24 protein-coding genes are annotated in these 22,336 nt (G+C 71.2%); 20 read left to right on the top strand and 4 right to left on the bottom strand.

Features of this window, described 5'->3' with window-relative positions:
- The 3 genes from ACRWK7_RS17430 to ACRWK7_RS17440 all read right to left on the bottom strand — a co-directional run bounded on the left by ACRWK7_RS17430 (position 1) and on the right by ACRWK7_RS17440 (position 2,073).
- Positions 1-330, bottom strand: a complete 330-nt coding sequence (locus ACRWK7_RS17430) for a hypothetical protein (protein WP_431857538.1) — start codon at positions 328-330, stop codon at positions 1-3.
- 94 nt (positions 331-424) lie between these two features.
- On the bottom strand, positions 425-1,159 hold the full coding sequence (locus ACRWK7_RS17435) for a hypothetical protein (RefSeq protein WP_431857539.1): 735 nt from the start codon (positions 1,157-1,159) through the stop codon (positions 425-427).
- Positions 1,156-2,073, bottom strand: coding sequence for an aminotransferase class IV (locus ACRWK7_RS17440; protein WP_431857540.1), 918 nt, complete (start codon positions 2,071-2,073; stop codon positions 1,156-1,158). Before ACRWK7_RS17440 ends, ACRWK7_RS17435 begins: the two co-directional genes overlap by 4 nt.
- A gap of 150 nt (positions 2,074-2,223) precedes the next feature.
- Between ACRWK7_RS17440 and ACRWK7_RS17445 the strand changes: the two genes are divergently transcribed.
- From ACRWK7_RS17445 to ACRWK7_RS17530, 18 genes are all read left to right on the top strand, one after another.
- Complete coding sequence (locus ACRWK7_RS17445) at positions 2,224-3,081, top strand: SDR family NAD(P)-dependent oxidoreductase (protein ID WP_431857541.1); 858 nt, start codon at positions 2,224-2,226, stop codon at positions 3,079-3,081.
- 6 nt (positions 3,082-3,087) lie between these two features.
- Complete coding sequence (locus ACRWK7_RS17450) at positions 3,088-3,465, top strand: hypothetical protein (protein WP_431857542.1); 378 nt, start codon at positions 3,088-3,090, stop codon at positions 3,463-3,465.
- A gap of 174 nt (positions 3,466-3,639) precedes the next feature.
- A complete protein-coding gene (locus ACRWK7_RS17455; RefSeq protein ID WP_431857543.1) occupies positions 3,640-4,431 on the top strand; it encodes a sensor histidine kinase in 792 nt (263 codons plus the stop codon).
- Entirely contained in the window at positions 4,428-5,933 is a 1,506-nt protein-coding gene (locus ACRWK7_RS17460) for an RAD55 family ATPase (protein WP_431857544.1), read from the top strand. The genes ACRWK7_RS17455 and ACRWK7_RS17460 overlap by 4 nt, the downstream gene beginning before the upstream one ends.
- Before the next feature lie 3 nt (positions 5,934-5,936).
- Entirely contained in the window at positions 5,937-6,296 is a 360-nt protein-coding gene (locus ACRWK7_RS17465; protein WP_431857545.1) for a response regulator, read from the top strand.
- 125 nt (positions 6,297-6,421) lie between these two features.
- Entirely contained in the window at positions 6,422-6,901 is a 480-nt protein-coding gene (gene copM / locus ACRWK7_RS17470) for a CopM family metallochaperone (protein ID WP_431857546.1), read from the top strand.
- A 321-nt stretch (positions 6,902-7,222) separates the two neighbouring features.
- Complete coding sequence (locus tag ACRWK7_RS17475; protein WP_431857547.1) at positions 7,223-7,576, top strand: protocatechuate 4,5-dioxygenase subunit alpha; 354 nt, start codon at positions 7,223-7,225, stop codon at positions 7,574-7,576.
- 2 nt (positions 7,577-7,578) lie between these two features.
- Positions 7,579-8,424: a class III extradiol dioxygenase family protein gene (locus ACRWK7_RS17480; RefSeq protein WP_431857548.1), complete on the top strand. Its 846-nt coding sequence runs from the start codon at positions 7,579-7,581 to the stop codon at positions 8,422-8,424.
- Positions 8,425-8,785: 361 nt separating this feature from the next.
- On the top strand, positions 8,786-10,183 hold the full coding sequence (locus ACRWK7_RS17485) for a methylenetetrahydrofolate reductase C-terminal domain-containing protein (RefSeq protein WP_431857549.1): 1,398 nt from the start codon (positions 8,786-8,788) through the stop codon (positions 10,181-10,183).
- A gap of 26 nt (positions 10,184-10,209) precedes the next feature.
- Positions 10,210-10,872 carry a cobalamin B12-binding domain-containing protein gene (locus tag ACRWK7_RS17490; protein WP_431857550.1) on the top strand — a complete coding sequence of 221 codons (663 nt, stop codon included), beginning with the start codon at positions 10,210-10,212 and terminating at the stop codon, positions 10,870-10,872.
- A complete protein-coding gene (locus ACRWK7_RS17495) occupies positions 10,869-12,131 on the top strand; it encodes a uroporphyrinogen decarboxylase family protein (protein ID WP_431857551.1) in 1,263 nt (420 codons plus the stop codon). Before ACRWK7_RS17490 ends, ACRWK7_RS17495 begins: the two co-directional genes overlap by 4 nt.
- A 3-nt stretch (positions 12,132-12,134) precedes the next feature.
- On the top strand, positions 12,135-12,719 hold the full coding sequence (locus tag ACRWK7_RS17500; RefSeq protein ID WP_431857552.1) for a hypothetical protein: 585 nt from the start codon (positions 12,135-12,137) through the stop codon (positions 12,717-12,719).
- A 135-nt stretch (positions 12,720-12,854) separates the two neighbouring features.
- Positions 12,855-14,591, top strand: coding sequence for an ASKHA domain-containing protein (locus tag ACRWK7_RS17505; protein WP_431857553.1), 1,737 nt, complete (start codon positions 12,855-12,857; stop codon positions 14,589-14,591).
- Positions 14,588-15,478: a dihydropteroate synthase gene (locus tag ACRWK7_RS17510; RefSeq protein WP_431857554.1), complete on the top strand. Its 891-nt coding sequence runs from the start codon at positions 14,588-14,590 to the stop codon at positions 15,476-15,478. Before ACRWK7_RS17505 ends, ACRWK7_RS17510 begins: the two co-directional genes overlap by 4 nt.
- 5 nt (positions 15,479-15,483) lie before the next feature.
- A complete protein-coding gene (locus ACRWK7_RS17515; RefSeq protein WP_431857555.1) occupies positions 15,484-16,659 on the top strand; it encodes an amidohydrolase family protein in 1,176 nt (391 codons plus the stop codon).
- On the top strand, positions 16,659-17,366 hold the full coding sequence (locus ACRWK7_RS17520; protein ID WP_431857556.1) for a GntR family transcriptional regulator: 708 nt from the start codon (positions 16,659-16,661) through the stop codon (positions 17,364-17,366). The genes ACRWK7_RS17515 and ACRWK7_RS17520 overlap by 1 nt, the downstream gene beginning before the upstream one ends.
- Positions 17,367-17,628: 262 nt before the next feature.
- Positions 17,629-18,687: a Rieske 2Fe-2S domain-containing protein gene (locus tag ACRWK7_RS17525; protein WP_431857557.1), complete on the top strand. Its 1,059-nt coding sequence runs from the start codon at positions 17,629-17,631 to the stop codon at positions 18,685-18,687.
- The gene (locus tag ACRWK7_RS17530; RefSeq protein ID WP_431857558.1) at positions 18,674-19,642 is read left to right on the top strand and encodes a PDR/VanB family oxidoreductase; all 969 of its coding nucleotides are present in this window, start codon (positions 18,674-18,676) and stop codon (positions 19,640-19,642) included. The genes ACRWK7_RS17525 and ACRWK7_RS17530 overlap by 14 nt, the downstream gene beginning before the upstream one ends.
- 112 nt (positions 19,643-19,754) lie before the next feature.
- Here the strand turns inward: ACRWK7_RS17530 and ACRWK7_RS17535 are convergent, their stop codons facing one another.
- Positions 19,755-20,708 carry a LysR substrate-binding domain-containing protein gene (locus tag ACRWK7_RS17535; protein WP_431857559.1) on the bottom strand — a complete coding sequence of 318 codons (954 nt, stop codon included), beginning with the start codon at positions 20,706-20,708 and terminating at the stop codon, positions 19,755-19,757.
- Between the two features lie 170 nt (positions 20,709-20,878).
- Between ACRWK7_RS17535 and ACRWK7_RS17540 the strand changes: the two genes are divergently transcribed.
- Both ACRWK7_RS17540 and ACRWK7_RS17545 read left to right on the top strand, forming a co-directional pair.
- On the top strand, positions 20,879-21,589 hold the full coding sequence (locus tag ACRWK7_RS17540; RefSeq protein ID WP_431857560.1) for an alpha/beta fold hydrolase: 711 nt from the start codon (positions 20,879-20,881) through the stop codon (positions 21,587-21,589).
- A 26-nt stretch (positions 21,590-21,615) separates the two neighbouring features.
- Complete coding sequence (locus ACRWK7_RS17545; RefSeq protein WP_431857561.1) at positions 21,616-22,332, top strand: 4-carboxy-4-hydroxy-2-oxoadipate aldolase/oxaloacetate decarboxylase; 717 nt, start codon at positions 21,616-21,618, stop codon at positions 22,330-22,332.
- Positions 22,333-22,336 lie beyond the last annotated feature (4 nt).

The following is a 22,336-nucleotide window of genomic DNA, read 5'->3' on the forward strand; positions in this document are numbered from 1 at the left end:
TCAGTCCGCGGCGGCGACCGCCTCCGGGGCCGGGTCGAACGCGTTCAGCGCCTGGAGATGGATCCCGAACGCCCGCAGGACCGGGGCGAGGCGCCGCGTCTCGACCTCCGTCACGTGGGCGTCCGTCCTCAGCACGATGTGCGGCGCGTGCTGCATGAGGCGCTGGGCACGGAAGGGGCCGATCGTCTCGTCGCAGTACATCGCGGTCCCGAGCAGGATGCCCAGGGTGACGTCGTCCGGTGCCAGCGGGTCGGCCACGACGGCGTGAAGCTCGCGCAGCAGCGCGCAGACGACGATGGCGGTGCGTTCCAGGGTGTCGGTCTCAGTCATGATGATGCCCTCCAAGGCCGGCAAGCGTGTCGCACACACCCTATGCCGGCCGCTGTGACGGCGAAGTGGAGGGGCTCACACCCGACGCAAAATGTCAGGCGAGGCGCCAGCGGTGCAGGCGCTCGTAGGTGGGGCGCGCCGCCTCGGCGACCCGCAGCAGGTCGCCCGACAGCGCGGGTGCCCGCGGCGGTGGCGCGCCAAAGCCGGTCGAGGCCTCCACCGACGCGTACCAGTGCGGCGCCCACACGCCGTCGGTGGCCCGCCGGCCGGGTGGCCAGCGCAGCATGGCCTCGGTAAAGGGCACGCCGAGCGCGTCGCAGAGCCTGGCCAAAGTCGCGGCGGGCGCCACCAGCACGTCGCGCGCGTCCACCACCGGCGGCGCGCGGCCGAGCCGGTCGGCCTCGCGGTCGAACAGCTCCGCCTGCCGCTCGACGCCGATGTCGGCGAGGTCGACGCTGCCCCGGCGCTGAACGTAGGAGGCCACGACCTCCGCCGGGTCGCGGATCAGGAAGGCGTTGCGCACGCGGTCCGTCCAGTCCAGCCCGACCCCCGGCAGCATGTGGTGGGTCATGTGCTTCTGGTAGAAGATCGCCCGCCCGCCGGGCACCGGGTCGTCGACCAGGGTGGCGGCGACGGTGCGCCAGTCGGTGGGCTGGCTGGCCAGCACCTCCTCGCGGCCGGGGTGGTCCAGGCCGGTTTCCGCCAGATAGACGGCGTAGAAGGGCTCGTCCACCACGGCGGTGTCGGGGCGGTTCTCCCACGCCCGCATCATGGCCGTGGAGATGTTGCGCGGCCCCGACCACATGGCGATTCGAATGGGGCCGCTCACGACGCGGCCTCGCCGGTGATGTAGGCCTCGTAGCGGGCCGCCAGCGCGCGGGTGTAGGCGCCCGGCCGGCCGTCGCCGACGGGGCGGCCGTCGATGCGCGTCACCGGGGTGATGCCGCCCAGCGTGCCGGTCACGAACGCCTCGTCGGCGCTGTAGGTCTCGGCCAGCGTGAAGTCGGTCTCGCGCACCGGGCCGCCGTCCGCGCGCACGAGGTCGAGCACCTTGCGCCGGGTGATGCCCTTGAAGTTGTAGCGCCCGGTCGAGGTCCACAGCTCGCCGCGGCGGACGATGAAGAAGTTGGTCGAGTTGCAGCTCGCCACGAAGCCGTGCGGGTCGAGCATCAGCGCCTCGTCCGCCCCGGCGTCGATCGCCTGGATCAGCGCCTGGATGAGGTTGAGGCGGCTGTGCGAGTTGAGGCGCAGGTCGAACACGTCCGGCCCGCTGCAGCGGAAGGTGGAGGTGAAGAGCGTCAGGCCCTTCTCCTTGGTCTCCGGCCTCGGCCGCTTGTATTCCGCCACCACCACGATGGTGGGACGGCCAAGGACGAAGCGCGGGTCCTGGTTGACCGTCTTCTTGCGGCCGCGGGTGATCATCAGGCGGATGTGGACGCCGTCGTCCATGCCGTTGCGGGCGAGCGTCTCGCGCACGACGCCGGTCAGCGCGTCGCGGTCCAGGCCGATGTCCATGCGGATGGCGCCGGCGCCCTCGTACAGGCGGTCCAGGTGGTCGTCCAGCGCCAGGAGCCTGCCCCGGACCAGCCGGAGCCCTTCCCAGACGCCGTCCCCCAGCACGAAGCCGCTGTCGAACACCGAGACCTTGGCCTCGTTCCGCGGCACGAACTCCCCGTCCACATAGACCAGCACGGAGTCGTTCCGCGGGTCGTCCACGTAGCCCTGGGCACTTTCCTTCGCCATCGTCCTCACTCCCCTCCGCGGCCGTCGTTGCGGCCCGCACGCACGGCACGATACAGGGCGACCGGCTTGCACGCCAAGCCCAGGCACCCACATGGTACGCTCCGGACCGACACCGACACGCACGACCGACACGCACGGAAGGACGCACGCATGACCCAGCACCCCGCCCTGGCATCCGGCCGCGCCGCCGTCGTCACCGGCGCGGCCAGCGGCATCGGGCTCGCCGCCGCCGAACGCTTCGCCGCGCTCGGGATGAAGGTCTGCCTCGCCGACGTCGATGCCGGCGCGCTCGGCGCCGCGGCTGAGTCGGTGGCGCGGATCGCGCGCGATCCGCAGGACGTGATCGCCGTGCCGACCGACGTCTCCCGCGCCGACGCCGTCGAGCGCCTGAAGGAGCGCGCGTACGCGGCGTTCGGGGAGGTCGCCGTGCTGATGAACAACGCGGCGACGGAGGGCGGCGGCGGGCTGTTCGGCGATCCCGGCCGCTGGCGGGCGATCCTCGACACCAACCTGTGGGGCGTCATCCACGGCGTTCAGAGCTTCGTGCCGGCCATGATCGCCCAGGGCACGCCGTGCGCGGTGGTGAACACCGGGTCGAAGCAGGGGATCACCTGCCCGCCGGGCGACACCGCGTACAACACCAGCAAGGCCGGGGTGAAGGTGGTGACCGAGGCGCTGGCGCACGAGCTGCGCAACACGCCCGGCTGCCGGATCAGCGCGCATCTGCTGATCCCCGGCTTCACCTTCACCGGCTTCACGCGGGCGCGCGGCGTCACCGAGAAGCCCGCCGGCGCCTGGACGGCGGAGCAGGTGGTGGATGTTCTGCTGCCGGCGATGGCGAACGGAGACTTCTACATCCTCTGCCCGGACAACGACGTCACCCGCGCCATGGACGAACGCCGCATCCGCTGGGCGGCCGAGGACATCATCCGGAACCGCCCGGCGCTGTCCCGCTGGCACCCCGACCACCAGGAGGAGTTCGCGGCGTTCATGGCCGCAAAGGAGTGAGCGGCCATGAACGGACCCGCGTCCGGCCGCGTCGCCGCCCTCGCCGCCACGCTGATCCTCGGCGCCTGCGCCGGGCTGCAGCCGCCGCCCCAAGGCGTGCCTCCACCCGGCAGCGTCGCCGCGCTCGACCGGCTGGCGACCAACCCCTGCAACGAGGCGGTGGCCTCGGTCCTCGCCGGCTCGGGGGTCGCCATCGAGCGGATCCGCGGGCTGGTCTACGGCGTGGATTACGACGAGCTCAGCGACCGCATCGTGCGCTATCAGGCGTGGGCGTCCTTCGCGGACCAGCCGGGGCAGGCCGTGGTGCTGCTCGACGACCGCTGCCGGCCGTACCAGATCTACACCCGCGGCGGCGCCCGGGTGCCCGGCGTGGCGTCGTACTGACGCGCCACCGCCACCCTAGGAACGCCCCCCGTTTCCGGCTGTTGGGCTGTACCGATGGCCGTACCTGCGCCCGCGCCGCACGTCCGGCCTATGCCGATCCACTTGCATACAAACGATCGCGGATCGCTACGATAGGCCGGCTCGTGTCCAGTGCGAACGGTTCAGGGGACGTCGTTGAAACAGCGCACCGCCCACATCGGCGCCTCGCGCGGCCCAAGCCGGGAAGCCGAGCTTGCCGCCCGCATCGAGGAATTGGAGGAGGCCGTACGGGCGCGCGACGCCTTCCTCGCCATCGCGGCGCATGAGCTGCGCAACCCGATGTACGCATTGAGCCTCCATCTGCACGTCGCGCTGCAATTGGCACAGGCCGGCGGCAACGCGGACCTGACCGACGCGTTGCAGGGCGCCACCCGCTCGCTCGCCCGCTATGTGGATCGGGCGACGACGCTGCTGGACGTGTCGCGCATCAATTCCGGCCACAAGGATCTCCACATCGGCGCGGTGGACTTCGCCGCGGTGGTCCGGCAGGTGGCGGACAGCCACGCGGCGGAGGCGGCCTACACCGGCGCCACCCTCCGGCTCGACGTGCCGGACAGCCTGCACGGCCGCTGGGATGCCCTGGCGCTCGAGCAGATCGTCGGCAACTTGGTGTCCAACGCCATCAAGTTCGGCGCCGACGGCCCCGTCGACGTGATCCTGGCCGCGGAGGGGGACGAGGTCCGCCTGACGGTGCGGGACCAGGGGCCGGGCATCCCCCCCGTCGAGCTGGAGCGGATCTTCGGACAGTTCGAGCAGGTGGTCTCGGGGCCGGCGCGGGCCGGCTTCGGCGTCGGGCTGTGGCTCGTGCGCTCGCTTGTGGAGGCGCACGGCGGCAGGATCGCGGTCGACAGCTCCCCGGGCGCGGGCGCCGCCTTCACGGTGCGACTGCCGCTGGACGCCACCTCAACCGGATCACGACCCTCATGACGGAAGACCTGCACAGGATGGAACTCGACCGTGTCCCCACGGGCATCGCCGGCCTGGACCTCGTGCTGCAGGGCGGCCTTCTCAAGGGTGGGGTCTACATCGTCCAGGGTGTTCCGGGCGCCGGAAAGACCATCCTGGCCAACCAGATGTGCTTCACCCACGTGGCCGGCGGCGGCCGGGCGGCGTACGTCACGCTGCTGGCCGAGTCGCACACGCGCATGCTCCAGCACCTGCGCCCGCTGGCGTTCTTCGACGAGTCGGTCATCCCGGAACGGCTGTACTACATCAGCGCCTTCAAGACCCTGGAGGAGGAGGGGCTGAAAGGGCTGCTCGACCTGCTGCGGCGCGAGATCCGCGGGCACCGGGCCAGCCTGCTGGTGCTCGACGGCCTCGTCGCGGCGGAGGATACGGCGGTGTCGGACCGCGAGTTCAAGAAGTTCGTCCACGAGGTGCAGATGCACGCGGCGATGAACGAGTGCACGGTCCTCCTCCTCACCACCGGCGGGGCGGGGCCGGTGCGGGCCGAGCACACCATGGTGGACGGGCTGATCGAGCTGGACGACCGCCTCTTCGAGGTGCGCAACGAGCGCAGCCTCCAGGTGCGCAAATTCCGGGGCAGCGGCGCCCTGCGCGGCCGCCACGCGTTCCGCATCACCCTCGACGGGCTGGTCGTCTTTCCGCGCTTCGAAGCGCTGTTCGCCACGCCCAGCGCGCCGGACCGGGCGAGCCGGAACCGGGTTCAATCCGGTGTCGACGGTCTGGACGCGCTGATCGAAGGTGGGTTGGTGGAGGCGACAACCAACGTCGTGATGGGGCCGACCGGCATCGGGAAGACCACCTTCGGGCTCCACTTCCTCGCACGGTGCAGCGCGGCGGAGCCCGGCCTGATGCTGGGCTTCTATGAAACCCCGGCGCGCCTCAGGCTCAAGGCGACGGCGCTGGGGATCAATCTCGAAGGGCTGGAGGCGCGCGGCGCGCTCGAGATTCTCTGGCAGGCCCAGGGCGAGACCGTGCTCGACGAGTTGGCGCACCGGCTGCGCGACGCGGTGCGGCGCCGCGGCGTGCGGCGCCTGTTCGTGGACGGCCTCGGCGCGTTCATCGAATCCGCCGTCCATCCGGAACGCATAAGCCGCTTCTTCTCGGTGCTGTCCAACGAACTGCGGGCGCTGGGCGTCACGGCGGTCTACACGCTGGAATCGCGCGACATCATCGGCCCGACGCTGGAGGTTCCGATCACCGGCATCTCCTCGCTGGCCGAGAGCCTGTTCGCCCTGCGCTACGTCGAGGTGCAGGCGCGCACCCGGCGCCTGCTGTCGGTCGTCAAGATCCGCGACAGCGGCTTCGACCCGGCACTGCACGAGTTCGAGATCACCGGCCGCGGGGTTCGGATCGTCGGCCGCTTCGCCGGGTACGAAGGGATGCTGCGCGGCTATGCCGAGGCACCCAACGCGCCCCCGCCCGAACCCACCGGCGCCCCCAAGCGGCGCCCGCGCCAGGAGTGATGCGTGAAGACCATCCTGCTGGTGGAAGACGAGTTCGGCATCGCCGGCGTCCTGACGGTCCTCCTGGAGGACGAGGGCTACCGCGTGATGTCGGCCGCCAACGGCCGCCAAGCCCTGACACGGCTTGCCGAGGGCAGGCCGGACCTCGTGGTCACCGACTTCATGATGCCGCTGCTGGACGGTGCGGCGCTCGGCGAGGCGATGCTCGCCAACCCCGCCTGGAAGGACATTCCCATCGTCATGATGAGCGCCGTGCCGGAAGCCGCCGTCCGCGCACGGTTCGGCGGCTACACGGCCTTCCTGCGCAAGCCGTTTGCCATCCCGGCCTTCTTCGATCTCATCACCGGCATCCTCAAGGCGTGAGCGCCAGGGGTGGCGCGATTCCGCCGTCGGAACCTCGGGTACCGCCGCCCGTTCCCCACGAGGCGGAATATTAGGCGTTCGTCATGGAACGGCGTCATCGCCCCAACCGACCTGAGGAGCACATCATGATCATCAGCGGACTGCGTCGCTTCGTCATCCCGCTCGCCACCGGCGTGGCGCTGCTCGCCGGCACGGCGGCGGCCCAGCAGGGGCCGGGCTCCGGCCCGATGGGCGGTCCGGGCATGCCGGGGAACCAGGGCATGATGCAGGGCCAAGGGCAGGGCATGCCGGGCCAGGGCATGCACCAGGGGCGCAACGCCCAGGCCATGCCGACGGACCCGGCCTCGCGCGGCTACATGCAGAGCATGCGGACGATGAACCGCGAGATGCGCAAGCCGATGACCGGAAACGCCGACCAGGACTTCGCGCGGATGATGGCGGCGCACCATCAGGGCGCCGTGGACATGGCCCGCGTCGAACTGCAGCACGGCACCGATCCGGATCTCAAGGCCATGGCCCAGAAGATCGTCGACGACCAGACGCAGGAAATCCAGAAGCTCCAGGACTGGATGAAGCAACACCCGGCCAAGGCGGCCGCCAAGTAGGCGCGGCCGCTCAGCCGCGACCGTTCCCGACGCATGCGGAATGGTAACCGTATGCGCCGGGGGCGCCGTGCCGTTGCGCCAGCGCGGCGCCGCTCCGACCGTTCCCTCATCGCTTTTTGAATGGCAGCACCGGCTTTTGAATGGCCGGTTTCCGGCTCTTTTGCCCTCCTGCCTCGCCGGCTATAGAAAAACCTTATAAGACTCGGGGAATTTCAAAATGGCATGATCCGTGCGGCCAGCGGATGATGCGGGCAACGGCATCGTCCCCGCTTCCGCGGCGCGGCGAGACCCGAGAGAGAACAAGAACCAGGAGGAAACGCCATGACAAGCGTCAGTGCGCCGGAACCGATCCCCGGCACCACCATCTTCGACGGCGCGATGGCCATGAAGGGCTACGCGCTGAACAAGATGTGCTACTCGTTCAACGAGGCCGAGAACCGCAAGGCCTTCCTGGCGGACGAGGACGCCTACTGCGCCAAGTACGGCCTGAACGACCAGCAGAAGGCCGCCATCAAGGCCCGCAACGTCCTGCAGCTGATCGCCGCGGGCGGCAACATCTACTACCTCGCCAAGTTCGCCGGGATCTTCGGGCTGAACGTCCAGGACGTCGGCGCGCAGCAGACCGGCATGACGGTCGAGGACTTCAAGGCGAAACTCGTGGCGGCGGGGGTCTGAACATGGCGCGCATCGTCGGTGGCATCACCACCTCCCACATCCCCGCGATCGGCAACGCCATCGCCCGCGAGATGTTCGAGGATCCCTACTGGAAGCCGTTCTTCGACGCCTACCCGCCGGTCCGCGCGTGGCTGGACGAGGTCAAGCCGGACGTCGCCATCGTGATCTACAACGACCACGGGCTGAACTTCTTCCTCGACAAGATGCCGACCTTCTCGGTCGGCGCCGCGTTCGAGTACCAGAACAAGGACGAGGGCTGGGGCCTGCAGCCGCTGCCGCCCTACCCCGGCGACCCGGAGCTGTCCTGGCACATCATCAATTCGGTGGTCGCCGAGGATTTCGACCTCTGCACCTGCCAGGAGATGGCGGTGGACCACGGCTTCACCGTGCCGATGTCGCTGCTGTGGCCCGACCGGTCGAAGATGGGCGGGCTCAAGACCATCCCGCTGGTGGTCAACACGGTGCAGCACCCGCTGCCCAGCCCGGCGCGCTGCTTCAAGCTGGGCCAGGCGCTCGGCCGCGCGGTGGAATCCTTCGACAAGGACCTGAAGGTGGTGGTGATCGGCACCGGCGGCCTGTCGCACCAGCTCGACGGCGAGCGGGCGGGGTTCATCAACAAGAACTTCGACCTGATGTGCCTGGAGAAGATCGTCGATGATCCCGAGGCGCTGACCAAGTACTCCATCCACGACCTCGTCCGGCTGGCCGGCGCGCAGGGGGCGGAGCTGATCCTGTGGCTGGTGATGCGCGGCGCGCTGACCGGCACGGTGAGCAAGCTGCACAGCAACTACCACATCCCGATCTCCAACACCGGCGCCGGGCTGCTGCTGCTCGAAAACGCGACCTGATAAAGGGCGTTCACCCCGCCACTGAGCCCCTCCCCCAACCCGGGGCGAGGGGCTTTCTTTTTGTGCGTCTCGCGGATCATCGTTGATCCAGATCAATTGCCGCACGCCTGTCATTGTATACATTGAGAGCCATCAACGGCGGAATCGGAGCGGCGCCCCCCGCACAGCCTGCCCCTCTCTCACCCGTCACCCCCGCGAAGGCGGGGATCCATACGTTTCATAACAGCCCGCTTTGGGAATTATGGATCCCCGCCTTCGCGGGGATGACGGAATGGAAAGGTTCAGGTGGACAGGGGGAGAGGGCGATCCGGCCATCTATTGTACGCAATTAAACACATCCGGACGGGAGGCTCGGCAACGGATGGAAGCGGTCAGGCACTGGAGCGTCCGCCACGCCCGTGGCCTCAAGCGGGTCTACGACGCGTGCGCGCGCTGGGCGCCGCTGCTCGGCGGCGCGGTGCGGCGGCTGGGGCCGCCGCGCGCCGAGCGCCTGCTGCTGCCGGCCGAGCGCGCGGCCAAGCGCTTCCTGTTCGACTGCCGCATGTGCGGCCAGTGCGCGCTGTCGCACACCGGCATGGCCTGCCCGTCCAACTGCGCCAAGGGGATGCGCAACGGCCCGTGCGGCGGCGTGCGCGCCGACGGCGGCTGCGAAGTGGACCCGGCGATGCGCTGCGTCTGGGTCGAGGCGACGGCCGGCCGCAAGCGGGTGGACGGCCGTCCCGACGGGCCGGCGCTCGCCCCGCTCGACCACCGCCGGGCCGGACGCTCGACCCTGGTGCCGCTGATGACCGGCCGGCCGGTGCCGGCCACAGCCGCCGCCGAGGCCCCGCCGCCGCGCGAGCGGGCGGTGCACGGCTTCGAGCAGGCCTGCCGCTCCGGCCGCTTCGTGGTGACGGCGGAGGTGGCGCCGCCGGACTCCGCCGACCCCGCTGCGCTGGTCGAACGGGCGCAGCGCTTCCGCGGGCTGGTGGACGCCATCAACATCACCGACGGCGCCGGCGGCAACTGCCACATGTCCAGCGTGGCCGCCGCGGCGGTGCTGGCGGCGCACGGCTTCGACCCGGTGGCGCAGATCGCCTGCCGCGACCGCAACCGCATCGCCGTGCAGGGCGACATCCTCGGCGCCGCGGCGCTGGGGGTGCGCAACGTCCTCTGCCTGACCGGCGACCACGGGGCCGGCGGCGACCAGCCGGAGGCCAAGCCGGTCTTCGACCTGGACGCGGTGTCGCTGCTGCGCGTGGCGCGCGACATGCGCGACCGCGGCGTCTTCGCCTCCGGCCGGGCGCTGGAGACGCCGCCGAACCTGTTCCTCGGCGCCACCGCCAACCCCTTCGTGCCCCCCTTCGCCGACCGCGCCGCCAACCTGGAGCGCAAGGTCGAGGCCGGGGCGCGCTTCATCCAGACGCAGTTCTGCTTCGACCTGCCCGCCTTCGCCGATTTCCTGCGCGCCGTGCGCGAGCGCGAGCTGCACAAACGCTGCGCCCTCATCGTCGGTGTCGGCACGCTGGGCAGCGCCAAGGCGCTGCGCTGGATGGCCGAACACGTGCCGGGCGTGCGCGTGCCGCCCCCGGTGATCGAGCGCGTCGCCCGCGCCGCCGACCAGAAGGCCGAGGGCAAGCGCATCCTGGTCGAGACGATCCGCGCCCTGGCGGCGATGGAGGGCGTGGCCGGCGTCCACCTGATGGGGCATCGCAACGAGGGCGTGCTGGCCGACGCCATCGTCGAATCCGGCCTGCGCACCCGACAAACCGCCGCCTGAGCGGCCAAGAACGGAGGACTCTGCCGATGGAAGAGATGACCGAACAGGAACGCCAGCTCGTCGACTGGCTGGCCGACATGAACGAGGACGACGCCATCGACCTCGCCAGGCGCATGCTGCTGGAGGAGGGCGCCAACCCGCTGCGGGTGCTGGAGCTGTGCCGCGCCGGCATGGACATCGTCGGCAAGCGCTTCGAAGAGGGCGAGTACTTCCTGCCCGAGCTGGTGCTGGCCGGCGAGATGCTGGAGACCATCGGCGCCATCGCCAAGCCGCTGATCACCCACGCGCCGGGCGAGGAGCCGAAGAAGCTCGGCCGCGTGCTGATCGGCACGGTGCACGGCGACCTGCACGACATCGGCAAGAACATCGTCAGCTTCATGCTGGACATCAACGGCTTCGAGGTGAAGGACATCGGCGTCGACGTGCCGGTGCAGACCTTCCTCAAGGAGATCGACGCCTACAAGCCGGACGTCATCGGCCTGTCGGGCTTCCTGACGCTGGCCTTCGACGCCATGAAGGAGACCATCGCCGCCATCGACGGCGCCGGCCTGCGCGGCAGCACCAAGATCATGATCGGCGGCGGCCAGATCGACGAGACGGTGCGCAGCTACACCGGCGCCGACGCCTTCGGCACCAACGCGGTGGACGCGGTGTCCCTGTGCAAGCGCTGGGTCGGGGTGGCGGCATGACCGACCTGATCCAGACTCCCGAGGCCAAAGCGGCGTACGACGCGCGCTGGCAGCGCGTCATGGACTGCGTGGCGCTCAGGCAGCCGGACCGCATGCCCATCGGCATGCAGCCGACCTTCTGGCTGGCCAAGTACGCCGGCATCTCCTGCAAGCAGCTGATGTACGACTATGAGGGCACCAAGGCAATCGCCGAGCGGGCGGTGCTGGAGTTCGCCCCCGACGTGCACAGCCCGCTGGTGCTGGCCACCGCGTTCGGCAACGCACTGGAGGCCATCGGCTTCAAGCAGCTGAACTGGCCCGGCCACGGGGTCGGCGACGACCAGCCCTTCCAGTACGTCGACCGCGAATACATGAAGCCGGAGGAATACGACGAGTTCCTCTTCGACCCCACCGGCTTCTACCTGCAGAAGTACCTGCCGCGGGTGGCCAGGGCCTTCGAGGGCTTCGAGGATCTGCCGAGCCTGCCCGGCCTGCACTATTTCCGCCTGATCGGCGGCATCCGCGCCTTCGCCAAGCCCTCCGTCCGCGCCGCGCTGGAGAAGGTCATCAAGGCCGCGGAGGAGGTCGAGCGCTTCGCCGCCCACCACACGCAGTTCACCCAGCGCATGGCGGCGCTGGGCTTCCCGGTCAGCTACACCACGACCTCGGTGTCGCCCTACGACTTCATCGCCGACTATTTCCGCGGCGCCACCGGCATGATGAAGGACCTGTTCCGCAACAAGGACAAGCTGCTGGAGCTGCTGGACAAGGCGTCGGTCTTCCTGCTGCGCCACGCGGTGGCGGGAGCACAGGCGTCCGGCAACCCGGTGGTGTTCATCCCGGTGCACTGGGCGCCCGACGCCTTCATGTCGCCCAAGCAGTTCGAGACCTTCTGGTGGCCGTCGTTCCGCAGGATGCTGATCGGCCTGATCGACGCCGGGCTGATCCCGATGCCGATGTGGGAGGCCGACTGCACCAAGCGGCTGGAGGTCATCCGCGACGTGCCCCCGGGCAAGTGCATCTACTGGTTCGAGCGCACCGACATGGTCCGCGCCTTCGAGGTGCTGGGCGACGTGGTGGCGCTGCGCGGCAACCTGTCGCCGTCGATGATGACCACCGGCACGCCGGACGAGGTGGACGCCGCCGTCCGGCATCTGGCGGAGAACGTCTTCCACAAGGGCGGCCGGCTGATCCTCGACTGCGCCTTTGGCATCCCCGACGAGACGCCGGTGGAGAACGTGCGCGCCATGTTCGACGCCGCCCGCACGTACGGCGGCTGAGCCATGACGAGCACGCGGACGGAGCGCTTCCGGCGGGAGGCGGAGGAACTGGCGGAGCGCGAGAGGCTGGTCGAGATCGCCCTCGCCCACCGCGTCGTGTCGCTCGACCACGGCGAGGCGCTGGACACGGCGCGCCTGACGCCGGAGTCCGGCACGCTGACCGGCTTGGCCTGCGGTGTCTGCACCATCGGCCCGCGGCTGGAGCGGCGGGTGTCGGCGCTGTTCGCCGAGCGGCGGATGTCGCTGGCGCTGGCGCTCGACGCCTACGGCAACGCGCGGCTGCGCGACGCGGTGCGCCGGCTGCAGGACCGCATGCTGGCCGAGGTCCGCCGGCAGAGGTTGAGCATGGCCGGCGAGCTGCGGCCCGGCGACCCGGGCATGGCGCTGGAGGCGCAGCCGGCCGTGCTGCGGTTGGCCGACGCCGAGCGCATCGGCGTGGCGGTGACGCACGGGCTGGCGCTCTCCCCGGCGAAGTCCGCGTCGATGGTGCTGGGCGTCGGCATCGACCTGCCGCCGGCGCGCTGGTCGCGCTGCGACGACTGCCCGACGGCGCCGCGCTGCCGGATGCGGGAGACGAGCGATGCGTGAGGTGATGGAAGAGCGCCGACGTCGGGCCCCCACCCAAACCCTCCCCCACTGCGCGGGGGAGGGCTTCAACTCCTCCCCCCGCGCAGTGGGGGGAGGTTGGGAGGGGGGCCCCGCGCCACGACCCGAGGGCCGGGCATGACCCACACCCTCCATTTCCCCCAGCTCGACCGCGCTATTCCCGTTCGCCCCGGCGAGACGGTGTTCCACGCCGCGCGCCGCGCCGGTGTGCGGATCGTCGGCGCCTGCGGCGGGCGCGGCACCTGCGGCACCTGCGCGGTGCGCATCGGCCCCGACCGCAAGTGGACGCGCGCCTGTCAGGCGGTGCCCGACGCCGACGCGGAGGTCGAAGTGGCCGCGCGCTCGCTGGCCCCCGTCGTCCGGACCGAACCGGATTCCGCCGCCACGGAAACCCTCCCCCTCGCCCCCGCCGTCATCGACCGCGACGTCGCCGTCGCCGAGGCGACGCTCAGCGACACCACCGGCGATCTCGACCGCCTCGCCCGCGCGCTCGACTTGCCCGTCGGCGCGATCGACATCGCCGCAGCGCGCGCCCTGCCCGGCGTGCTGCGCGACGGCGGCTGGCGGCTGCGCGCCCGGCTGCGCGGCGGCGAGCTGATCGGCGTGGCCCCCGTGGGAACGCGCACGCTTGGGCTCGCCATCGACCTCGGCACCACCAACGCCGCCGGCTTCCTGATCGACCTGCAAACCGGCGCCCGCCTCGCCAGCCTCGGCATCGAGAACCCGCAGACCGCCTGGGGTGCCGACCTGATCAGCCGGATCAACCACGCGGTGCGCGACGCGGACACCGCGGAGGAGCTGCGCCGCAGCGCCGTCGACGCGGTCAACGCCCTGGCGCACGACCTCTGCCGCGCGGTGGAAGCCGACCCGGCGGAGGTGGTGGACGTCGCCATCTGCGCCAACACCGCCATGCACCACCTGCTGCTGGGCCTGCCGGTCCGCCAGTTGGGCCGCGCGCCGTTCGTCGCGGCGGTGCGCGACGCGGTGGACGTCAAGGCGCGCGACCTCGGCCTGACCGTCGCGCCCGGCGCCTGGGTGCATCTGGCCCCCACCGTCGGCGGCTTCGTCGGCGGCGACCACGTCACGGCGCTGCTGGCCACCGAGGGCGAGTGGTCGGCGCACGCCACCGCGCTGGTCATGGACATCGGCACCAACACCGAGATCTCGCTGATTCACCGCGGCGCCATCCTCTCCGCCTCCTGCCCGTCCGGGCCGGCGCTGGAGGGGGGGAACATCTCCTGCGGCATGCGCGCCGCCGAGGGCGCCATCGAACGCGTCGCGGCCGACGCGGACGGCCTCGTCCTCGGAATCATCGGTGGCAAGGAGCCGGTCGGGCTGTGCGGCTCCGGCGTGCTCGACGCGCTGGCGACGCTGCGCGCGGTCGGCGCGGTGGACGCGCGCGGCCGGCTGGCCGCCGGGCACACGCTGGTGCGCGAGGCGGGCGGCAAGCGCGCCGCCGAACTGGCGCCCGGCGTCCTCTTCACCCAGGACGACGTGCGCGCCGTGCAGCTCGCCAAGGCGGCGATCCGCACGGGTGTGGAATTGCTGCTGCGCGAGGCCGGGCTGCGCGAGGCCGACATCGGCCGCTTCATCATCGCCGGCGCCTTCGGCGCCTACATCGACGTGGCGAGCGGCGTCGCCGTCGGCCTGTTCCCCGACCTGCCGGCGGAGCGCTTCGTGCAGGTCGGCAACGCCGCCGGTCTGGGCGTGCGCCGCATGCTGGCCTCGCGCCACGCCCGCGACCGCGCCCGCGACCTCGCGGCGCGCTGCCGGTACGTCGAGCTGAGCACGCGCGCCGACTTCCAGAAGAACTTCCTGAACAACATCGGCTTCAGCGGGAGGATCCCCTCGTGACCCAGCCCAACGGCTTCGCGCTCACCATCATCGGCGAGCGCATCAACCCCGGCTTCAAGAGCACCAAGGCGCTGTTCGACACCGAGGACCTGCCCGGCATCCAGGCGCTGGCCGTCAAGCAGGCCGAGGCCGGGGCGCGCTATCTCAACGTCAACATCGGCGCCCGCGCGCTGACCGACCCGCACTTCATGGCCGAGGTGATCCGCGCCATCCAGGCGGTGGTGCGCGTTCCCCTGTCCTTCGACTTCCCCAGCGCCCAAGTGCAGGAGATCTGCCTGAAGACCTACGACCGCGCGAAGGCGGACGGGGCGCTTCCCATCGTCAACTCGATCACCGAGCACCGCTGGGACCTGATGGACCTCTACCCGGCGCTCGGCCCCTTCAAGGTCATCCTCATGGCGTCCGAGCGCGTCGAGGACGGCGTCGCCAAGGGCAACAAGACGGCGCAGGAGATCGCCGGCACCGCCAAGCGCGGCGCGCTGCGCCTGGCGCGCGAGCACGGCATGGCGATGGACGACGTGTTCATCGACCTGTCGGTCAGCGCCATCATCGCCGACACCGCCGGCCTCAACCGCGCCACGCTGGACGCCGTGCGGCTGATCGGCGAGGACCCGGACCTCAAGGGCGTGCACATGATGGGCGGGCTGTCCAACATCGGCCAGCAGCTGCCGGCGAAGGCCGTCGACGGCTCCGACCTCAAGCACTCCCTGGAATGCGCCTTCCTGACGCTGGCGGCGCCGCACGGCTTCGACTCGGTGCTCGGCACGCCCTGGCGCGGCTACCACCCGCTGCCGGACGACCACCACGTGCTGGCCACCTACCGCGCCTTCCTGGAGCAGAGCGGCAGCAACGCGCTGCGCGCCGTGCGCAAGTTCTACAAGGCGTGACCGCCATGACGACGCTGGTGGTCGGATCGTATTTCGACGGGGAGCGCCACTTTGAGCGCGGCCCCTACGCCCTGCGCTTCGACGGCGCGGTGCTGCGCGCCATCGACCCGGCCGCGCCGGACACGCCGCTCGATGCCGCCTTCGCCATGCCGTCGCTGGTGGAGGCGCACGCGCACCTGTTCCTCGACGGCGGCGTTCTCGACCTCAAGGCGCGCGCCGCGGCGATGAAGGCGGACCGCGACGCCATGCTCGCCACCGCCCGCCGCAGCCTGGGGCAGGCCCGCGCCGCCGGCATCGGGCTGGTGCGCGACGTCGGCGACCGCTGGGGGATCAACCACCAGCTGCGCGACGAGACGCGCGGCCGGCGGGGGGCCCAGGTGCGCTCCTGCGGCGTGGCGCTGCGCCGGCCCGGCCGCTACGGCGGTTTCATGGGGCGGGAGGTCGCCGATGACGACGCGATGCTGGCAGCGGTGGACGAGATCGCCGCGCGCGGCGACGACGTGAAGGTGCTGCTGACCGGCATCATCGACTTCGCCACGGGGACCGTCCCCGGCACGCCGCAGTTCGCCGCCGACGCGCTGCGCCTGATCACCCACCGCGCCCGCGAGCACGGTCGGCCGACGCTGGCGCACTGCAGCGGCCTCGCCGGGCTGGAGGTGGCGGTGGCCGGCGGCATCGGCTCGGTCGAGCACGGCTTCTTCATGACCCACGCCGTCCTGGAGCGCATGGCCGGCGAGGGCACCGCCTGGGTTCCGACCTTTGCGCCGGTGGCGTTCCAGGGCGCACGGCCGGAGTTCGCCGGCTGGCCGCCGGAGACCGTCGCGGTGATTGGCGGCATCCTGCAATCGCACCGCGACCACGTGGCGCTGGCGCAGCAGATGGGCGTGCCGGTGCTGTGCGGCACCGACGCCGGCAGCCACGGCGTGGAGCACGGCCGCGCGCTGGTGGACGAGATGATGGTGCTGCTGGACTGCGGCCTGCCGATGGACGCGGTGCTGCGCGCCGCGACGTCCCTGCCCCGCCGGCTGTGGGGCGCGCCGGCCAACGACTTGGTGCCCGGCGCCCGGCCCGACCTGCTGCTGCTGCGGGAATCGCCGTTCCGCAACCCCGAGGCGTTGCGCATACCCCTGGCCGTCGGCGAGGCTGGCGAGGTGGCGCCGGCCCGGCTAGACTGCGGCTGATGTCCCGACACCAGCAGATCGTCCTCAAGCTCCGCGAAATGATCGTCAGCGGCGCGCTCCGCCCCGGGGAGCGCGTCACCGAGATCCCCATCGCCGAACAGCTCGGCGTGTCGCGCACGCCGGTGCGCTACGCGCTTGGCATCCTGTCGCGCGAAGGCTTGGTGGTGCCGACCGACAACCGGCGCGGCTTCGTGGTGCGCGAGTTCACGCTCAAGGACATCGTCGATGCCATCCGCGTACGGGGCCTGCTGGAGGGCATGGCGGCGCACGACCTCGCCCGCGCCGGCCTGACGCCCGCCCTGGAGTCCGACCTGCGCGCCTGCGTCGAGGAAGGCGCGCGGCTGTTCGTCAAGGGGCACCTGGACGACGAGGACGGCGTGGCGTGGACCGACCTCAACGGCCGCTTCCACGACCTGATCGTTGGGGGCTCGGCCAACAAGGCGCTGACACACGCGCTGCAGATCAACGACAAGGTGCCTTTCGCCTCGGCCAAGGCGTTCCTCGACGACCGTTCCGACGTCGAGGTGGTGCGCAGGCAGTTCGACGTGCTGTACCTCGCCCAGAGGCAGCACGAGGCCATCTTCCAAGCGCTGCGCACCGGCGAGAGCAGCCGCGCCGAGGCCCTGATGCGCGAGCACAGCTACGCCGCCATCGACAACATCCGCCTGTTCCAAAGCGCACTGAGCCAGCAGATCGGTGCGCTCTGAGCGGCGGTCATTGTATGCAATGTCCTCGCCTTTTCCTGTTTCGCCGTCATCCCCGCGAAGGCGGGGATCCATAATCTTGATAACTGCATGTTCCGGTAATTATGGATCCCCGCCTTCGCGGGGATGACGGCGAAGGGGTGCGCGGAGACGAAGCGTCCACCGATTCGCTTCGCGAACAAACATTCTCTTGTATACATTCACGCTTCAGCGCATACTCCGCCCAACGACCGTGCGAACGCGCGCATCCCGAGGGAGGGAGACCGTGACCGACACCCCATCGTTCCCGATGAACGCCTGGTACGCCGCCGCCTGGCACCACGAGGTGGAGCGGGTCCTGACGCCCCGCACCGTGTGCGGCAAGGACATCGTGCTGTACCGCCGCCTCGACGGCGCCGTCGCGGCGCTGGAGGACGCCTGCTGGCACCGGTTGCTGCCGCTCTCTATGGGCCGGCTGAACGGCGACGAGGTGGTGTGCGGCTACCACGGCCTCGTCTTCGACCCGGCCGGCCGCTGCACGCACATGCCGGCGCAGGAGACCATCAACCCGTCCGCCTGCGTGCGCGCCTATCCGGCGGTGGAGCGGCACCGGCTGGTCTGGGTGTGGATGGGCGACCCGGCGCGCGCCGACCCCGCCGCCATCCCCGACTTCCACTGGAACGACGGCACCGACTGGGTCGGCGAGGGCGGCACCTTCTACAGCCTGAAGTGCGACTACCGGCTGGTCATCGACAACCTGATGGACTTGACGCACGAGACCTACGTGCACGCCGGCAGCATCGGCCACGACGCCATCACCCGCAGCCCCTTCGACGTCACCCACACCGACCGCACCGCGACGGTGACGCGCTGGATGGAGGGCATCGAGGCGCCGCCCTTCTGGGCGCGGCAGCTCGGCCGGCCGGGGCCGGTGGACCGCTGGCAGATCATCCACTTCCAGGCGCCGTGCACCATCGCCGGCGACGTCGGCGTCGCGGTGGCCGGCACCGGCGCGCCTCAGGGCGACCGCTCGCAGGGCGTCAACGGCTGCTTCCTCGCCACCATCACCCCGGAGAGCGAGAAGACCTGCCACTATTTCTGGAACTTCGTCCGCACCTTCCGCGCCGACGACGCGGAGCTGACGACGGCGCTCAACCTCGCCCACGTCAACGATGGGCGCGGCGTCTACGACCAGGACCACGTGGTGCTGGAGGCGCAGCAGCGCGCCATCGACCGCAACCCGCGCCAGCCCTTCTACAACCTGAACATCGACGCCGGGGCGCTGTGGGCGCGCCGCCTGATCGACCGCCTGATCGCCGCCGAGGTGCCGCATGGCCGCCGATGATGAATGGCTCAGCGCCCGGCTGCGCGCCACGCGCGACCTGACGCCCGACATCCGCCTGTTCGAGATCGAGCCGGACGAGCCGCTCGACGCCGCCCCGCCGGGTAGCCACATCGAGGTGGCGGTGCATCCGGAGGGGCGGCCCGGCACGCGCTCCTACTCGCTGATCGACCGCTGCGGCGACGGCGTGCTGCGCATCGCGGTGAAGCGGATGCCGCAGAGCCGCGGCGGTTCGGCCTACATGTGGGGCTTGGCGCCCGGCGACCGGCTGCGTGTCACCCGGCCGCGCAACCGCTTTCCGCTGGCGCACGGCCGGCCGGAATACCTGCTGGTGGCCGGCGGCATCGGCATCACGCCGATCCACAGCATGGCGCTGGCGCTCGCCGAGGCCGGCGCGCGGTTCCGCATGCTGTACGGCGCCCGCGGCCGGGCCGACCTCGCGTTCGGCGAGGAGCTGCGGCAGCTGCTCGGCGACCGGCTGGAGGTGGCCCTGGACGAGGACGGCCAGCGCATCGACCTGGAGCGGGAGATCGCGGCGCTCGCCCCCGGCGGCGAGCTGTACGTCTGCGGCCCCATCGGCCTGCTGGATGCCGCCCGCGCCGCGTGGCAGCGCAGCGGCCGGCCGGCGGCGGGGCTGCGCTTCGAGACCTTCGGCAACACCGGGCGCTTCGCTGCCGAGCCGTTCACGGTGCGCATCCCGCGCCTCGGCCTGGAGGTCGCGGTGCCGGCGGAACGCAGCATGCTGGAGGCGCTGGAGGAGGCCGGCGTGGACATGCTTTCCGATTGCCGGCGCGGCGAGTGCGGGCTGTGCGCGGTCGACATCGTGGAGACGGAGGGTACGGTGGACCATCGCGACGTCTTCTTCAGCGAACGGCAGAAGGCGGAGAACACGAAGATGTGCGCCTGCGTGTCGCGGATCGCCGGAGGTGGGGTGACGATCGACACGGCGGACCGGTGAGGTGTGGTTTGCCCCCTCCCCGCCCCTCCCCCGCTTCGCGGGAGAGGGGGCAGAGCGGCGGAGTTCCCTCTCCCGCAAAGCGGGGGAGGGTTAGGGAGGGGGCAAGCCGCACCTACCCCACGACCCCCAACCCCCGCAGATGCGCCAGCTGCGCGTCCATCGCGCCGACCAGCGCGTCGATGACCGGCGTCCGCCGCCGGTGCAGCAGCGAGATCACGCCGGCCGGGCGCGGCGGCGTCTGGATCTCGACCGGCACCACGCGCACGCTGCCGCGCTGCAGGTCGCCGGCCAGCATCAGCGCCGGTAGGATGGTCAGCACGCCGCCCTCGTGCACCAGCTCGCGGGTCAGCGACAGCGAGGTCGAGCGGATCGCCGTGCGCGGCAGCGGCACGCCCATGCTCATCAGCGCCTCCTCCAGGTCGCGGCCCAGGCGCTGCGCCGAGGAGGGCAGCGCCAGCTCAAAGCGCGGCAGGTCGGCGACGGTCAGCACCGGCTCGTCGAACACCGGGTGGTCGCTGCGCGCCATCACCGCGATGGGCTCCTGGTACAGCGTCTCGCGGCGGAACTCGTCCGGCCCCTCCGGCGCGTACAGCCGGCCGACCACGAGATCGATGTCGCCGGCGGCCAGCATCGGCAACAGCTCGCGGGTCAGCGCCTCGACCACCCGCACGCCGACGCCGGGGCTGGAGCGCCGCAGCCGCGCCAGCGCGGCCGGCACCAGCCCGGCCCCGGCCGCCGGCAGGACGCCGAGCGATACCGTGCCGGCGGCGCCCTTCGCCACCTCCTCCAGTTCCTCGCCGAGGCGGGACAGCTCGGACAGGATGGCCTCGGCGCGGGCCAGCACCACCTCGCCATAACCGGTCGGCAACACCCCGCGCGGCAGGCGGTCGAACAGCTTGGCGCCGATCGCCTCCTCGGTGTCCTGCAACGCCTTGGTCAGCGCCGGCTGGCTGATTCCCAGCGCGTAGGACGCCTTGGACAGGCTGCGGTGCTGGGCGATGGCCAGCACCACCCTGAGCTGGCGGATCTTCAGCCGCTGAGCCAGATGCCCCGGATTAACCTCCACGCCGCCCTACCCCGCGAAGCCATAACCATACGGTTATAGCTATTTCCGATCATTCGATAAAGCGCATGATCATCCGCATCATAAACTACAGGCCGAAACGACCGATCGAAACCGGCCGACCTATGGGAAGGAAACAATGATGCGGGCACCGCGGGCCGGGAGGCCAGCCCATGGCTGAGCGCCCCACCCTGCTCCTGCTGCCGGGGCTGCTGTGCGGCGCCTGGGTATGGACCGGCCAGACGGCGGCGCTGGCCGACGTGGCGGACATCGCGGTCGCCGACTTCTTCGGCTTCGACTCCATCGGCGCCATGGCGGACTCGGTGCTGGCCACGGCCCCGGCGCGCTTCGCCGTCGCCGGCCATTCCATGGGCGGCCGGGTGGCGCTGGAGATCGTGCGCAAGGCGCCGGAGCGGGTGAGCGCGCTGGCCCTGCTGAACAGCGGCGTGCACCCGCGCCGGCCGAACGAGGCCGAGCAGCGGCAGGTGCTGGTCGACCTCGCCCACGCCGAGGGCATGGACGCGCTGGCCCGGCGCTGGCTGCCACCGATGGTGGCGCCGGCGCGCACCGCCGACGCGCCGTTCATGGAGCGCCTCGCCGCCGAGGTGCGCCGGGCGACGCCGGAGATCTTCGAGCGGCAGATCCGCGCCCTGCTGAACCGCCCGGACGCGGAGGCGGTGCTGCCCGCCATCGCCTGCCCGACGCTGATCGTGGGCGGCCACCAGGATTGCTGGAGCCCGGCGGAACAGCAGCGGGGCATTGCGGCCGGCATCGCGGGGGCGTCGCTGACGCTCATCGGCGACTGCGGGCACATGTCGCCGGTCGAACAGCCGGAGGCGGTCAGCGCGGCGTTGCGCGGCTGGTTCCAAACCATAACGGCTTGAATGCGTACAGAACTGGAGACTCTGCCATGAAGGGCGCCGTCATCCGCGATTTCCCCCGCGTGTCCACCGAGGTGCTCGACGAGTTCGCGCGGCTGGGCACCGCCACCGTGCACGAGGCGCGCGGCCGCGTCGGCCTGATGCGGCCGACCATGCGGCCGATCTATCCGGGGTCGAGCATCGCCGGCAACGCCGTCACCGTCACGGTGGCGCCCGGCGACAACACCATGATCCACGTCGTCATCGAGGTGTGCAAGCCGGGCGACGTGCTGGTGATCGTCCCGACCTCGGAGTGCAGCGACGGCTATTTCGGCGAGCTGTTCGGGACCGCGCTGAAGGCGCGCGGCGTGCGCGGCACCATCATCGAGGCCGGCTGCCGCGATCTGGCGCCCTTGCAAGAGATCGGCTTCCCGGTCTGGTCGAAGGCGGTGTCCGCGCAGGGCACGGTGAAGGAGACGCTGGGCACCATCAACCTGCCGGTGGTCTGCGCCGGGCAGGCGGTGGAAGCCGGCGACGTGATCATCGCCGACGACGACGGCGTGGCCGTGGTTCCGGCCGGCGAGGTGGACTCCGCGCTCGCCGCCGCCCGCGCCCGCCTCGCCAAGGAGGAGGCCAACCGCGCCAAGTTCCAGCGCGGCGAGTTGGGCCTCGACGTCTACGGCATGCGCGCCAAGCTGGCGGAGAAGGGCCTCGTCTACTTCGACACCATCGCGGATTTCAAAGCAGCTTCGAAGACTGGGGGCTAAGCCC

The sequence above is a fragment of the Azospirillum sp. genome (assembly GCF_050789165.1).